General features: G+C 70.9%; 13 protein-coding genes. 2 read left to right on the top strand and 11 right to left on the bottom strand.

Features of this window, described 5'->3' with window-relative positions; genetic code table 11:
- Window positions 1-41: 41 nt before the first annotated feature.
- Together OG207_RS19855 and OG207_RS19850 are read right to left on the bottom strand one after the other, a co-directional pair.
- Window positions 42-1,592 carry a M28 family metallopeptidase gene (locus tag OG207_RS19855; RefSeq protein WP_329099823.1) on the bottom strand — a complete coding sequence of 517 codons (1,551 nt, stop codon included), beginning with the start codon at window positions 1,590-1,592 and terminating at the stop codon, window positions 42-44.
- Between the two features lie 232 nt (window positions 1,593-1,824).
- Window positions 1,825-2,952 (bottom strand): DUF5937 family protein, encoded by a 1,128-nt coding sequence (locus OG207_RS19850; protein ID WP_329099822.1) that lies wholly within the window; start codon window positions 2,950-2,952, stop codon window positions 1,825-1,827.
- A gap of 198 nt (window positions 2,953-3,150) precedes the next feature.
- On the opposite strand from OG207_RS19850, the gene OG207_RS19845 reads away from it, so the two are divergent.
- Window positions 3,151-3,360: a hypothetical protein gene (locus OG207_RS19845; protein ID WP_329099821.1), complete on the top strand. Its 210-nt coding sequence runs from the start codon at window positions 3,151-3,153 to the stop codon at window positions 3,358-3,360.
- 27 nt (window positions 3,361-3,387) lie between these two features.
- On the opposite strand, the gene OG207_RS19840 is transcribed toward OG207_RS19845, so the two are convergent.
- The 4 genes from OG207_RS19840 to OG207_RS19825 form a co-directional block, all read right to left on the bottom strand.
- Window positions 3,388-6,072 (bottom strand): KGGVGR-motif variant AAA ATPase, encoded by a 2,685-nt coding sequence (locus OG207_RS19840; RefSeq protein ID WP_329099820.1) that lies wholly within the window; start codon window positions 6,070-6,072, stop codon window positions 3,388-3,390.
- A gap of 5 nt (window positions 6,073-6,077) precedes the next feature.
- Window positions 6,078-6,494: a hypothetical protein gene (locus OG207_RS19835; protein WP_329099819.1), complete on the bottom strand. Its 417-nt coding sequence runs from the start codon at window positions 6,492-6,494 to the stop codon at window positions 6,078-6,080.
- A gap of 80 nt (window positions 6,495-6,574) precedes the next feature.
- On the bottom strand, window positions 6,575-6,766 hold the full coding sequence (locus OG207_RS19830) for a DUF397 domain-containing protein (protein WP_329099818.1): 192 nt from the start codon (window positions 6,764-6,766) through the stop codon (window positions 6,575-6,577).
- Window positions 6,767-6,780: 14 nt separating this feature from the next.
- On the bottom strand, window positions 6,781-7,632 hold the full coding sequence (locus tag OG207_RS19825; protein WP_329099817.1) for a helix-turn-helix domain-containing protein: 852 nt from the start codon (window positions 7,630-7,632) through the stop codon (window positions 6,781-6,783).
- A gap of 200 nt (window positions 7,633-7,832) precedes the next feature.
- On the opposite strand from OG207_RS19825, the gene OG207_RS19820 reads away from it, so the two are divergent.
- Window positions 7,833-8,270, top strand: coding sequence for an ATP-binding protein (locus OG207_RS19820; protein ID WP_329099816.1), 438 nt, complete (start codon window positions 7,833-7,835; stop codon window positions 8,268-8,270).
- Window positions 8,271-8,318: 48 nt separating this feature from the next.
- Here OG207_RS19820 and OG207_RS19815 read toward each other — a convergent pair whose 3' ends face one another.
- Genes OG207_RS19815 through OG207_RS19795 form a run of 5 tightly spaced genes read right to left on the bottom strand, consistent with a single transcriptional unit; the run spans window position 8,319 to window position 13,751 of the window.
- Window positions 8,319-9,128 carry a type III pantothenate kinase gene (locus OG207_RS19815; protein ID WP_329099815.1) on the bottom strand — a complete coding sequence of 270 codons (810 nt, stop codon included), beginning with the start codon at window positions 9,126-9,128 and terminating at the stop codon, window positions 8,319-8,321.
- A gap of 3 nt (window positions 9,129-9,131) precedes the next feature.
- Window positions 9,132-10,100: a carboxylating nicotinate-nucleotide diphosphorylase gene (gene nadC / locus OG207_RS19810; RefSeq protein WP_329099814.1), complete on the bottom strand. Its 969-nt coding sequence runs from the start codon at window positions 10,098-10,100 to the stop codon at window positions 9,132-9,134.
- Window positions 10,101-10,102: 2 nt separating this feature from the next.
- A complete protein-coding gene (locus tag OG207_RS19805) occupies window positions 10,103-11,854 on the bottom strand; it encodes an L-aspartate oxidase (protein ID WP_329099813.1) in 1,752 nt (583 codons plus the stop codon).
- Window positions 11,851-12,843, bottom strand: coding sequence for a pantoate--beta-alanine ligase (gene panC, locus OG207_RS19800; RefSeq protein WP_329099812.1), 993 nt, complete (start codon window positions 12,841-12,843; stop codon window positions 11,851-11,853). Before panC ends, OG207_RS19805 begins: the two co-directional genes overlap by 4 nt.
- Entirely contained in the window at window positions 12,840-13,751 is a 912-nt protein-coding gene (locus tag OG207_RS19795) for a Rossmann-like and DUF2520 domain-containing protein (RefSeq protein ID WP_329099811.1), read from the bottom strand. Before OG207_RS19795 ends, panC begins: the two co-directional genes overlap by 4 nt.
- Window positions 13,752-13,852: the final 101 nt, after the last annotated feature.

The following is a 13,852-nucleotide window of genomic DNA, read 5'->3' as shown; positions in this document are numbered from 1 at the left end:
GCGGGATCCCGGCCCTTCTGTTGATCTGCCTGCCCGCGCGCCTACTGCGTCAGCTCGTCGTGGCCCTGGTGCAGGCCGCCACCGCTGCCCGTGCCGCCCGTCGGCTGCGAGACGACCGGCTTCGACAGCGGGGCCAGGTCGAAGGCGTAGTGGCCGACCGCGTCCGCGATGACGTCGACGTTGATGTCGAGCGCCTTCTGGTCGATGTTGGTGATGTCGTCACCCTTGCCGTGGTAGTTCACGTCGTAGGCGACGCCCGCCTGGCCACCGAACTTCGCGGCCTGCTCCGCGGTCTTGATGCCCTCGGCGCCGGTGAAGGTGCCGCCGGACGGGATGCCCACCTCGATGAAGGGGCCGTAGTCCGAGCGGCCCGAGAAGTCCGTGCCCTCGTGCGGGATCTTCTTCGAGTCGAGGAAGTCGTTGATCCCCTTCTCCAGCTGGGCGGAGCCCTCCGGGCCGGGGCCCGCGCCGGTCGCGTCCGAGTCGTCGCCGTCGTAGACGAAGTACGCGGCGTTCGGCGAGGCGATCATGTCGAAGTTCAGGTACAGCTTGATCTGCTTCTTCTGCGCGTCCGTCAGCCCGGCGACGTACGCCTCGGAGCCGAGCAGGCCGAACTCCTCCGCCGACCACCAGGCGAACTTGACCTTGTTCTTGATCTTCGACTGGCTGCTCGCGAGGCGCTGCGCGACCTGCAGGATGCCGGCCGATCCGGAACCGTTGTCGTTGATGCCGGGGCCGGCCGCGACCGAGTCGAGGTGCGAGCCGAGGAAGACGGTGTTGTTCTCGTCGCCGCCCTTGGTCTCGGCGATGACGTTGTACGTCTTGCGGTTCTCGCGCAGCTGCCGGATGTCGAGGGTGACCTCGACCGGGCCGGCCGCGGCCTCGGCCGCGAGCTTCTCGCCGTCCTCCTGGGTGATGCCGCCCGTCGGGACCTTGCCGACGTTCGGGTCACCGAGGGTTCCGTTCAGGGCGCCCGCGGTGTTGTTGTAGATGATCGCGCCGACCGCGCCGGCCGCCGCCGCGTTGGCCTGCTTCGCCGCGAAGGTGCAACCGCCGCGCTTGACCAGGGCGATCTTGCCGGTGAAGGTGCCGGAGGCGAAGTCGCCGGGCTCGCAGCCGTTCGTCCCGTCCGCGTCGACCGGGGCGACCGCGACGCCGGCGGTCACACCGCCCTCCGGGCTGTTCGCCGTGTACGACATCAGGTGGATCGGTACGTCGCGCTGGTTCGCGCCGCCCACCGTCAGCTTCTCCTCGATGGTTTCGACGTACACGAAGTCGAATTCGTTCTTGGTGACCTTGTAGCCGGCCGCCTTCATCACGGCCTCGATGTACTTGGCCGACTGCACGTGCCCCTTGGACCCGGCCGCGCGGTTGCCGTTGTTGTAGTCGGCGAGCGACTGCAGGACCTTGAGGTGGTTGTAGGCGCCCTTGCCGGTCGCTTCCTTGACCAGCTTCTTGGCGAGCGCGTCACCCCGGGCGGCGTCGCTCTGCGGGCTTCCGGTGGCTCCGGCCGGTCCGGCCAGCAGCAGCGGCGAGACGAGGGCTGCGGCTGCCAGGGCGGCGGTTGCTGCGGCTATACGGCGTGAGGGCATGAAGGTCCTTCCACGGCAAAGGCGAGCAGGGCAGGGCGGAGCAGGGCACAGCGGGGCGGAGCGTGGTGGTGCGCGTGAGCAGAAGTGGTGCGCGTTACGTGGGGGATCGGTGGACGCACGTTAGACAGCAAGTGGCCACCATGGCCAGAGTTTTCGCCGATTCCGGTTTATGAATTCCGTATATCGGTGAGTCTGGGCCGCCCAAATCAAGCCAAACGAACGCCGGTTGGTCCTAGCGGAGGATGCCCTCGATGAATTCCGATCCGATGCGTGCGACCGCCGGCAGGTCCAACTGGTGCTGGGCGTAACGGCCCTGACGCCGCGTGTGCATCAGCCCGGCCTTCTTCAGGACGGCCAGGTGGCGCGAAACCTCCGGCGCGGTGATCCCGTACACGGTCGCCAGCTCGCTCGTCGTGAACGGGGCCCGGGCCAGGCTCCGGCACAGCATCATCCGCATCGGGTGCGCCAGCGCCTCCATCCGCCGCTGGAGCAGCTCCACCGAGCCGGGCTCGGAGGCCAGTTCGGGGGAGCCGAGCGGATAGTGGACCACCGGCCGCCAGCCCGGCGCGTGCAACACCAGCAGGTGCGGCCAGCCGAAGTTGGTCGGTACGAAGACCAGGCCGGCGCCTATTCGGGGATCGGTCGCGGTCGTCGATCCGTGGACCATCTTGTCCGCGGTGATGGTCGTGCCGCCCGCGTCGACGCTCAGCGCCGCCGAGACCTCCTTCAGCACGGCCGGCAGCCCCTTGCGGCGCAGCACCTCCGTCTTGTGCCGGGCGTCGGCGCTCTGCCCGGGCTCGACGCGCTTCCACGTATCGGCGAAGAAGGCCTCGTCGCAGTCCTCCAGGAGGCGTCGCACCCACACCCGGACGGCGGCCGTGTCGTCGAGGAGCCGCATGGAGAAGTCCAGCTGGCGCGGGCCGCGCGCGGCGGCCGTCTCCAGCGCCTTGGCCCGCGCCGCCGGGTTGGCCAGCGGCGAGGAGGACGGGCCGCCCTCGTTGTAGAGCGCCAGCCAGCACTGCTCCAGGGCGGCCCGCACGAACCGCTCGTCGTCGAGGCGGTCGAGCACGTCCAGCGCCTCGGCCAGCGTCGCGGCCGGCCGCCCGGTTCCGCCGGGCAGCCCGGCGAAGGGCATGAAGATGTCGGAGAACGAGCTCCGCCACATGAAGTCGGCCTCCAGCAGCCGGTCCGCGAGGCACGGATCGAGCGAGGCGGTGGTGGCGGTGGTCCAGGAGGCCAGCCCCGGGTGGTGCGCGGGCTGGGAGAGCGCGTGCAGGGCCATGCAGAGCTCGGCGAGCGGAGAGGGCGCGAAAGTGATCCGCTCGGTGGGCAGGCCTGCGATGTCGATGGTGACGCTCATCAGGCCATTCTGTCGTTCCGCGCGCGCCGGGGACGCCGGGGCGACCTGCCGGGCCCTGCCGTACGGGTGGCCGCGGTCGGTTCGGCGCGGCGGCCGGACGAGTGATCGTTTGTGGCCGCGGGGGCGCTTTAGGGCCGTCGATTGACGGGGAACGTTAATTGTCGTGCGCGACGCCGCCGACGGGGTGAGGCTTGGTTCATGACCGCCATCGAGCAGTACATGATCGACACCTACCGGGCCTCCCAGCAGGGCGCCCCCATGCCCCCGCCGCCCGGGCGCGACGACGTCGCCGTCGTGCGTTCGCTGCGCACGTACGAGCAGGCCAGAGCCGTCCTGGACGGCAGATCGGGTCGCCACCCCTGGCGCGCCGCCCTGCGCCGGATATTCGTCCGCCCGCGGGCGTGCTGACCCCCGGGCGGCCTCCTCCCTGCATCTTCATAGACTCCGGACCACCCGAGCCCTGCCTTGCGTGCGGAAGCCGAGCGCGTGGCGATAGATCTCGGGCATGCGGTAACGCCCGTCGATGTCTCGGGCCAGTACACCCCACTGCCCCAGGGCTTCGACGTCGTCGGCCGTCAGTTCCACGTCCGCCGCGTCGAAGGGCATCTTCACGGAGTCCGAAAAAGTCGACATGCGCCTCAGCAGCGCTCCGAGCAGCGGATTCTCCTGGTTGATCTCCTCTACCTTCGCACGGCTGCACGCGCTCAGGGCGCGCCGCATGGCCACCGGGGTCAGCAATCTGTCCGGCCATTTCGCATCGCCCACGGAAGCGAGCGCCGCCTCGCGCACGAAGCGGACGACATCGCGAGCCTGAATCTGTTCGTTGAAGTCTCCAAGGGCGACCGGAACCCATCGTTCGGTCCACGCCTCGCGGGAGTTGTCGGTCCCGAGCTTCGCGCCCCAGAGGGGGAGGAGTGCCTGGACGATCTCGTCGTAGCCCATGTCGGCGATCGGAAGATCGGCGGTCGGCAACGCCTCAGCGTTCATCGCCAGCCACAGTGGCAGCCGGAGGGCGTCCTCGGTGTTCCAGCGCAGCTCATAGGGTGCGTAGCGGTCGAGGAACTGGCCGAAGTTCTGCCTGATCGCCGCGCGTACCAAGTCTTGGCGGACGAAGATCACGAGGCCGAGCGAGCGATGGCGAAGCCGACGGAGCCAGGCCGGAACCTCGATCAGCAGCGTCCGCAGCGCGATGCGCCTTGGTTCCGCCTCCAGTGACTCCAGCCAGTCCTCCAAGCCGTCGATGACGAAGAGGCAGGCCCCAGAGGGGTCCAGAGTCCGCTCGATGAGGAATTCCTCAGCGGGTTCACCCCGTTCGGCGCCTGCCGACCATGCCAGACACTCCAGCCAGCGCAGCCGCCAGAACTCCGGATCATCGGAGCGCTTGTCCTTGAGTGCGGCGTTCAGGTGGCTTCGGATCTCGTCCGCGGTGACGCCTGGCCCCCGTGCCGCGCGGTCCCTGAGCTCCTGCGGCGACACCACTCCCGCCTGAGGCTCAGCGATGTTGGCCGGGTCCAGAACAGGGATCACGATCGCTCGCCGTTCCACGTTCTGCCCGTTCTCCCGGGCGAACGCCTCCCAGGTCCCCGCAGTGCACATCCTGGCGAAGGTGAACGTCTTACCCGCACCTTTCGCGCCGACGACGACCGCGATCGGAAGGTCGGTGCTGTGATCCGCGATAAGTCGGCGTACCGGCTCGGTGGTGAGGAATCCGAGCCCCGAATCCATACCGCGCTGCTCGGCGAAGACGAGTCGGCGTGCGGTGCTCTCCAAGGCACGCCGTCTGTCGTCCAGCGTGGCCCGCCCCTCGGAACGAGGCGGGGCGGTCGGCACGACGCTTGGGGTGAATTCGGTGAGCAGACCGGGGAGACCACAGCGCCGGATCACCTCCACCACAGCGTCCCAGCTGCGGGGAAGCGCCAGCAGCTCCTCGCGGAACGGACTCAGCACAGGCTCGGTCAGGACCTGCTCATCCACTGCCAGATCCTCGGGCGTGTACTCGTCAGAAATCATGCCGGGCAGGACGATCGTGGACGACAGCGCTGCGGAGAGTCCCCTGCGGGCTTCTTCGGCATGGGCGTCATGGATGTCGAGCCGGTACTGCGTCACGATCGCGGCAGGGGTGGGATCCGTTCCCACCACTGCCGGGGACTGAGCCCCGAGCTGCTGGATCATGGCTTCGGTGCCTTGCAGGGACTGACTGCTGATCGTAGTGACGAACACCCGCATCACACGGGGGTCCAACAGGATGGGCGCTGCGAGCTCCGAAGCTCCGGCACGGAGGTCCAGTACGACGGTGTCGGCCTCGGCGGCGTTGGCGAGGGCTACCAGGGACTCACTGAGGAAGTACGGCGAGCGGTCCTCGGTCAGCAGGTCGGCGGGCCCGATCCGGGGCGGACCGAGCCGCACGCGCCGACTGGCCGGAAGGACTGTCACGCGTCCTGTCCCGGGATAGCGCGAGACCCGCTGGTTGGGCAGGTAGGCGGCGGCGATTTCCACCGCCTGCGTGGGGTCGCCCTGCCGTGAGGAGTGCAGGAGGGCGAGGAGGTCCTCGTACGCGATGTCGCAGCGGCCCCCTTGCGCCTGGTACATCCAGGTGATGCCAGGCGCCTCCAGGTCGGCGTCGACGAGAAGGACGTGCTGTCCTTGGGAAGCGAGGAGATCGGCCAGCGCCACCGCGTGCAGTGTGCGTCCCACGCCGCCCTTGAAGGAGTGGAAGGCGGTGAGCTGCTTGCCACCGGCGAACTGTGAGACCTCCGGGCGGGGGAGCGCCTCGCTCAGAGCCGAGGTGACACGGCGCTCGCTGAGCTTTGGGCGGCGGTGGGGGAGTGCGCCGGAATCGGCGGCTTCGACCAGGCGCACGGGAAGGAACTGGGGAGCGTTGGCCGTTGGTCGGTCCAGGGCGAGTTCCAGGCCCATTCCGTCTTCGGCGGTGGATCCGAGACCGAACTGTCCGTCCAGCCATTCGTGTACGGCGGCGGTCCCAGTACCCGGGAGGACTGTCAGCTCCAGCCCGTCCCACCAGGCATCGACCTCCAGCAGCCACTGCGGCCACCGGCCCTCCACAGCAGCTTCTGCAAGTCGGGAATCGATGTCGACCCAGGTGAAGAGCTTGCCGGTCATAGCGCTCAAGATCCCTTCCTGGCGTCCTCCACCAGTGACTTCAGAGCTTCCACCGCCGCTTTCTGATCATCGGCGCGCAGTTCTGCACCATAGCGCCATGCTTCATGCAACTCGTGGCTCTCGATCCAGGCGCCGTTCTTGTGCCTATGGCAGCGCAACGGATCCGGCCCAGGGGCGGGATCCTGGAGGTTCAAGGCCTTGGCCAAGCGGCGCAGATCGTGCGTCTGCAGGTCGCTGGGCAAGGAGGACGTGTCCTCGCAGCGCAGAACCCAGCGCGGCAGCTCAGCCTTCAATCCGCACTCGGCAGCGTAGAAGAGCAGTAGTCCGCTGACCGCGTTCTCCCCCGCCTGCTCGGCGGCCTCCCCCTGCTTGGCGAGTCGCTCGCGGCTCCGGCGCAGCTCGCTCACCCCCACGTCCACCATCGGGCCAGGCTACTCGCGGTGAGTGAAGGGGCGGGCAGGTTTCTCGGGATGCCGGCGGCTGGGACCGCGAGGATCCTCCCTCAGACGGCGCCGGGGTTTTTCACGGCTTGGAGGAAGTCCGACCAGGCGACCGGGGAGACGGTCAGGTACGTCTCGCCGGGATCGGCGCTGCCGGCCACGTTCACGGCCGCGTCGGGTCCGGCTGTCGCGACGTGCACGCAGGCCTCTCCCTCCTGGCAGAACGACGACTTTCGCCAGCGGGGCTGAGTCATGGGTGCTCCTCGGTTCACAGGGCGCGCAGGATGCTGTGGATGAAATCCCGGCTCTTCCCGCAGGCGAGGGCCGCGCCCTCCATGCGGTCCAGAAGCAGCCGGTACTTGGCGAGCTGGGCTTCGGCGTCGACCAGGGCGGGGCCGTGGGACTGGTCGAGGTGGACGGTGTCGAGCTGTGCCACGGGCCCGTGGACGTAGTAGATCGACTGGCCTGATCCCGGAAAAGAACCCGCGTCGAAGGGGATCACCAGAATCCGGACGTGGTCCAGTTCCCCCATCGCCAGCAAGTGGGCCAGCTGTGCCTTCACGACGGAGTGTCCGCCGAACTTCATGCGCAGGGCCGCCTCGTGGATGATCGCGGTGTACGGGACCGGATCGGCGCGGTGGAGCACTTCCTGCCGTTTGATGCGGTGGGTTACGCGGTGCTCCACATCGACCTGGGGCAGCGGTGGCAGCACGTGTCCGAAGATCTCCCGGGCGTGGTCCGCCGTCTGCAGCAGGCCGGGCACGTGGACGGTGTAGGCGGCGCGCAGCGCCAGACCGTGGTGCTCCAGCTCGGCGAGGTCGAGCAGGCCTTGCGGGAGGATCTCCCTGTACTCCTCCCACCAGCCCTTCGTACGGTCGCCGGCCATTGCGGACAGTGCGTCCACGAGCAGGGGGTCGCACACGGAGTACACCTGGGCCAAGGCGTGGACACGCTCGGGGCTGACTCCGAATCTGCCCGTCTCCACATTGCTCAGCTGGCCCTGGCTGGTGCCGAGTTGACGCGCAGCCTCGGTTGCCGTGAGCCCAGCGCGTTCCCGCAGCTTGCGCAGCTCAACGGCGACACGGATACGTCGGGCCGTCAGTGCAACTCGCCCCGCCATCGCACTCCTTTCCGGCAGCTGTCTCACTCACACGAGCGAATGAAGGCCTGGATCTCGCGAGATTCGCGCAAATAACACTTGCGCGACCCTAATCTGGGACGCAGGCCACCTCACCCGGAAGTACCCCGTTCGACGGAGCGGCACGGTCACCGGGCAGCAAGTGCAATGCGACCAACACCCCTCCGTGATCGGAGACTTCCATGCCTGCCACCGTATCCCCGTTGTGGGCCTACAGCCTGCAACTCCCACAGGATCCCCGCGCCCCCGGCCTCGCCCGCCAGACCCTGCGTTCCGTGCTCCGGACGCACGCGATGAGCGCACTCGTCGAGACGGCCGAGCTGCTGGCCGGGGAGCTGATGGCCAATGCCTATCTCTACTCCGACGGCCCGTACACCCTCCGGCTGCGGGCCATGGGGCCCGCTCGGCTGCGGGTCAGCGTCTGGGACAGCAATCCGCACATCCCGCCGCCCTTCGGAGCGGACTTCCCCTCCGGGACACCGCAGTTGGGTGCCGAGCGAGGCCGCGGACTCTTCCTCGTACGGGCGTACGCCGCCAACTGGGGCGGGTATCCGCTCGGCGGGACGGGGCTGTACGGGGACGCCGGGGGGAAGCTGCTGTGGGTCGAAGTCCGTGCCTGACCGGGCCGGGGCCGTACCCACGGGGTACGGCCCCGGTCTCCGGCGGCGTCAGTCGAATTTCGGCGCGTTGCGTTCGTACACCAGCCGCAGCCCGATCAGCGTCAGCCACGGCTCGTGGTCGTCGATCACCGAGGACTCGCCCAGCACCATCGGAGCCAGCCCGCCGGTGGCGATGACCCGCACGTCGTCCGGGTCGCCGTGCGGTCCCGCCAGCTCCTTCGCCATCCGCGTCACGACCCCGTCGACCTGCCCCGCGAAGCCGTAGACCACGCCCGACTGCATCGCCTCGACCGTGGACTTCCCGATCACGTTGCGCGGCCGCGCCAGCTCGATCTTCCGTAGCTGGGCACCCCGTACGCCGAGCGCCTCCATCGAGATCTCGATGCCCGGGGCGATCACCCCGCCCACGTACTCACCCCTCGCGGACACCGCGTCGAAGGTGGTCGCCGTACCGAGGTCGACCACGATCGCCGGGCCCCCGTAGAGCTCGACCACCGCGACCGCGTTCACGATGCGGTCCGCGCCGACCTCCTTCGGGTTGTCCATCAGGATCGGCACGCCCGTCTTGGTGCCGGGCTCCACGATCACCGCGGGCACGTCGCCGTAGTAGCGGCGGGTCACCTCGCGGAGCTCGTGCAGGACCGACGGCACCGCCGAGCAGATCGCGATGCCGTGGATGCCGTCGCCCAGCTCGCTGCCCAGCATCGGGTGCATGCCCATCAGCCCCTGCAGGAGCACGGCCATCTCGTCGGCCGTGCGCTGCGGGTCGGTCGAGATGCGCCAGTGCTCGACGATCTCGGCACCGTCGAACAGCCCCAGGACCGTGTGGGTGTTGCCCACGTCGATGGTGAGGAGCACGGGTTACACCGCCTCGCGCAGATCGAGCCCGATGTCCAGGATCGGCGAGGAGTGGGTCAGCGCGCCGACCGCCAGGTAGTCCACGCCGGTCGCCGCGTACGCGCGGGCCGAATCCAGGGTCAGGCGGCCCGAGGACTCCAGCACCGCGCGGCCGGCCACCAGGGCCACGGCCTCGGCGGTCTGCTCGACCGTGAAGTTGTCCAGCAGGATCAGGTCGGCGCCGGCCTCCAGCACCTCGCCGATCTGCTCCAGCGTGTCGACCTCGACCTCGATCGGAACCTCGGGGAAGGCCTCGCGCACGGCCTTGAACGCCTGGGCGACACCGCCCGCCGCCACCACGTGGTTGTCCTTGACCAGCGCCGCGTCCGCGAGCGACATCCGGTGGTTGACGCCGCCGCCGCAGCGCACCGCGTACTTCTCCAGCGAGCGCAGGCCCGGCGTGGTCTTGCGGGTGTCGCGGACCTTCGCCGAGGTGCCCTCCAGCACGTCGGCCCAGCGGCGGGTGGCCGTCGCGATGCCCGACAGCCGGCACAGGATGTTCAGCGCGCTGCGCTCCGCCGTGAGCAGGTCACGGGTGCGCGAGCGCACGGACAGCAGCAGCTGCCCGGCCACGACGGAGTCGCCGTCCTCCGCGTGCCGCTCCACCTCGAAGGCCTCCGTGCAGACCACGGAGAACACGGCCTCGGCGATCCGCAGACCGGCCACGACACCGTCCTCGCGCGCGACGAAGTCGGCGACGGCCTCGGCCTCCTCGGGCACGGTCGCCACCGTCGTCACGTCCACGCCGCCGTCCAGGTCCTCGGACAGCGCCATGTGCGCGATGTCCTCGACCTCGATCGGGTCCAGGCCGGCGTCGGCGAGCAGCTGCGCCAGCGCCGGGTCCAGGCCGCTCTCCTCGCCGTCACCACAGGCGCAGTCGTCGCCGCAGCCGCCGTCGTTCTGGTCGATCAGGGGAAGTTCGGGGGTGCTCACGGTCACTGCTCCAGGCTCGGGGTGCTCAGGGGGTGCACGGACGGGAAGTCCGCGGAGTCGGTGGGTACGACGACCAGGGCGCGCTTCTCGGTCGCCGAGAGCCGGACGACGAGATGGCGGCGCCAGTGGGCATCGTCCCGCTCGGGGTGGTCCTCGCGCCAGTGGCAGCCGCGGGTCTCCACGCGCCGCTGCGCCGCGGCGACCAGGACCCGCGCCACGCACAGCAGGTTCGTGGCCTCCCAGGTGTCCACGCCCGGCTCGGCGGTCTTGCCGTGCGCTTCGAGGTCGTTCAGGGCGGTGGCGTACAGCGCTTCGAGGGCGTCGGCCGCGGCACTGAGCGAGTCGGCGGAGCGGAGCACGCCCGCGCCCTCCGTCATGATCCGCTGGACCTCGTACCGGGCCGCGCCGGGCTGCAGCGGGCCGGTCGCCGGGACCGGTATGCCCGGGCCGCTGCCCGCGGGCCGCTCGGCGACGATGTCCTCGGCGATCCGCTCGGCGAAGACCAGACCCTCCAGCAGCGAGTTGGAGGCCAGCCGGTTCGCGCCGTGCACACCGGTGCAGGCGACCTCGCCGCAGGCGTACAGGCCGGGGACGGTGGTCCGCCCGTGCAGGTCGGTGCGGACGCCGCCGGACGCGTAGTGCGCGGCGGGCGCCACCGGGACGGGCTCGGTCACCGGGTCGATGCCGTGGGAACGGCAGGCGGCCAGGATGGTCGGGAAGCGCTGCTCCCACATCTGCGCGCCGAAGTGCCGGGCGTCGAGGTACATGTGCTGCGCGCCCTGCTCCAGCATGCGGCGCATGATGCCCTTGGCGACGATGTCGCGCGGCGCCAGCTCGGCGAGCTCGTGCTGGCCCTGCATGAAGCGCACGCCGTCCGCGTCGACGAGGTACGCACCCTCGCCCCGGACCGCCTCCGACACCAGCGGTTGCTGTCCCTCGGCGTCCGGGCCGAGGAAGAGCACCGTCGGGTGGAACTGTACGAACTCGAGGTCGGAGACCTCGGCGCCGGCCCGCAGCGCGAGCGCGACGCCGTCACCGGTGGACACCGACGGGTTGGTGGTCGCGGAGAAGACCTGGCCCATGCCGCCGGTCGCGAGGATCACGGCGGGCGCGTGCACGGCGCCCACCCCGTCGTGCTGGCCCTCGCCCATGACGTGCAGGGTGACACCGGCCGTACGACCCTGCGCGTCTTGCAGCAGGTCCAGGACGAGGGCGTTCTCCACGGTCTCGATGCCCGCGGCCTGGACGGCCTCGACGAGCGCCCGGGAGATCTCGGCGCCGGTGGCGTCGCCGCCCGCGTGCGCGATCCGGCGGCGGTGGTGTCCGCCCTCGCGGGTCAGCTCTATCTCGCCGGTCTCCGTCGAGGTGTCGAAGACCGCGCCGGCGGCCATCAGCCGCCGTACGGCGTCGGGGCCCTCGGTGACGAGCAGCCGGACGGCCTCCTCGTCGCACAGGCCCGCACCGGCGACCAGCGTGTCGTCGAGGTGCTGCTCCGGGGTGTCGCCCTCGCCGAGGGCCGCGGCGATACCGCCCTGGGCCCAGCGGGTGGAGCCGTCGTCGAGCCGGGCCTTGGTGACCACGACGGTACGGCGGCCCCCGGCGGCGCAGCGCAGCGCGGCCGTCAGGCCCGCCACGCCGGAACCGACGACCACGACGTCGGCGTCGAGGGACCAGCCGGGGGCCGGGGCGTGCAGCCGTATGCCGGTGCCTTCGCCTGCCCCGTCCGACGGGATGCCTCTGCCTGGGGTGCTCACGAGTGTGCTCCGAATTCCAATGGGATGTTGTCGATCAGCCGGGTCGAGCCCACCTTCGCGGCGACGGCCAGCACGGCCCGCCCGGTGAAGTCCGGACCGGTCTCGGTGAAGTCCAGCGGGTCCACCAGCGCCAGGTAGTCCAGCGCGAGCGGCGGCTCGTGGCGGCCCGCCTCGTCCAGGACGTGCAGCGCGGCGGCCCGTACGGCGTCCGGCAGACCGGCGCCGGCCACCGAGACGGCGTGCGCGTCGGCGGAGGCGCGGATCTCGCCGAGGCGGGCCAGGGCGGTGGCCCGCTCGTCGCTGGCCGGGGAGGCCTCGGCGCGGGCGCGCAGCGCCGCCTGCGCGGCGAGCCGGTCGCGGCCGGCGAACAGGGCGCGGGACAGCGCCAGGGCGGTGTGCCGCTCCGCGGGGGAGAGGTAGCGGTTGCGGGACGACAGCGCGAGCCCGTCCTCCTCGCGGACGGTCGGTACGCCGACCACCTCGACGGGGAAGTTCAGGTCGGTCACCATCCGCCGGATCAGGGCCAGTTGCTGCGCGTCCTTCTGGCCGAAGAGGGCCAGGTCGGGGCGGGTGAGGTGGAGCAGCTTGGCGACGACGGTCAGCATCCCGTCGAAGTGCCCCGGGCGGGTGGCCCCTTCGAGCCGCTCGCCCATCGGGCCGGCGCTGATCCGCACCTGCGGGTCGCCGCCCGGGTAGACCTCGTCGACCGCCGGGGCGAACACGGCGTCGGCACCCGCCCCTTCGGCGATCCGCAGATCGGCATCGAGGGTGCGGGGGTAGCGGTCGAGGTCCTCGCCGGCCCCGAACTGCAGGGGGTTGACGAAAACGGTGACGACGACCTGCCCGCCCGGCCCGGCCTGTTCGCGGGCCGTGCGGATCAAGGTGGCGTGGCCCTCGTGAAGGGCGCCCATGGTCATCACCACGGCCCGGCGGCCGGTGCGCGACAGCTTGTGCAGCTCCTCAGCGGTGTGCAGCAGCAGGTCGGTCACTGGTCGCCCCCGTCGGACTCCGTGTCGGCGAGCACACCGAGGAGGTCCTCGGCGAGCTCGGGCTTGAGCAGCCCGTGCGCGAGGGCCCGGTCCGCGGTCGTACGGGCCATCGCCAGGTACCCGGCGACCGCGGCGGGCGCGTGCCGCCGCAGCTCCGAGACGTGCGCCCTGACCGTACCGGCGTCCCCGCGGGCCACCGGCCCGGTCAGGGCGGCGTCACCGGAGCGCAGGGCGTTGTCCAGGGCCGCGCCGAGCAGCGGGCCGAGCATCCGGTCGGGGTGCTCCACCCCGGCCTTGGCCAGCAGCTCCATGGCCTGGGCGACCAGCGTGACCAGGTGGTTCGCGCCGAGGGCCAGGGCCGCGTGGTAGAGCGGCCGGTTCTCCTCCCGGATCCACTCGGGCTCCCCGCCCATCTCGATGACCAGGGCCTCGGCGGCCAGGCGCAGCTCCTCGGGGGCGGTGACCCCGAAGGAACAGCCGGCGAGCCGCTGCACGTCGACCTCAGTGCCGGTGAAGGTCATCGCCGGGTGCAGGGCCAGCGGCAGGGCGCCCGCGCGGCGCGCGGGGTCGAGCACGGAGGTCCCGTACCGTCCCGAGGTGTGCACCAGCAGCTGTCCCGGCCGGACCGCGCCGGTCTCGGCGAGGCCCTCCACGAGGGACGGCAGCGCGTCGTCGGGGACGGTCAGGAGCACCAGGTCGGCCAGCTCCAGCACCTGCGCGGGCGGTACGAGCGGCACGTCGGGCAGCATCCGCTCGGCCCGGCGCACGGACGTGTCGGAGACTCCGGAGACGGCGACGGGCCGGTGCCCGGCCTGCTGGAGCGCACACGCCAGCGCGGGACCGACGCGGCCGGCACCGACGACGCCGACGGCGAGCCGGGCAGGGCGTGGCTGCTGTGATGAATTCACGCGGGGGAGGCCCTTCCGTTCCAGTCCGCGGGGGTACCGGACGATACGCCGCCATGCTAGCTCCTGGGGCAGTTGGCCGGTCGGCGGCGACAGGAGCGAGG

The organism is Streptomyces sp. NBC_01439, from assembly GCF_036227605.1.
Taxonomy (GTDB): domain Bacteria; phylum Actinomycetota; class Actinomycetes; order Streptomycetales; family Streptomycetaceae; genus Streptomyces.
The sequence above is the reverse complement of the archived record's forward strand: the minus strand, read 5'-3'. Positions and strand labels throughout refer to the sequence as shown.

Coding starts and splice junctions, on each gene's coding strand:
- OG207_RS19835 (WP_329099819.1), bottom strand. CDS start 6,494: ATGGTGGACGTGGGGGTGAGCGAGCTGCGCCGGAGCCGCGAGCGACTC.
- OG207_RS19850 (WP_329099822.1), bottom strand. CDS start 2,952: ATGAGCGTCACCATCGACATCGCAGGCCTGCCCACCGAGCGGATCACT.
- OG207_RS19825 (WP_329099817.1), bottom strand. CDS start 7,632: ATGGCGGGGCGAGTTGCACTGACGGCCCGACGTATCCGTGTCGCCGTT.
- OG207_RS19840 (WP_329099820.1), bottom strand. CDS start 6,072: ATGACCGGCAAGCTCTTCACCTGGGTCGACATCGATTCCCGACTTGCA.
- OG207_RS19845 (WP_329099821.1), top strand. CDS start 3,151: ATGACCGCCATCGAGCAGTACATGATCGACACCTACCGGGCCTCCCAG.
- OG207_RS19855 (WP_329099823.1), bottom strand. CDS start 1,592: ATGCCCTCACGCCGTATAGCCGCAGCAACCGCCGCCCTGGCAGCCGCA.
- OG207_RS19820 (WP_329099816.1), top strand. CDS start 7,833: ATGCCTGCCACCGTATCCCCGTTGTGGGCCTACAGCCTGCAACTCCCA.
- OG207_RS19830 (WP_329099818.1), bottom strand. CDS start 6,766: ATGACTCAGCCCCGCTGGCGAAAGTCGTCGTTCTGCCAGGAGGGAGAG.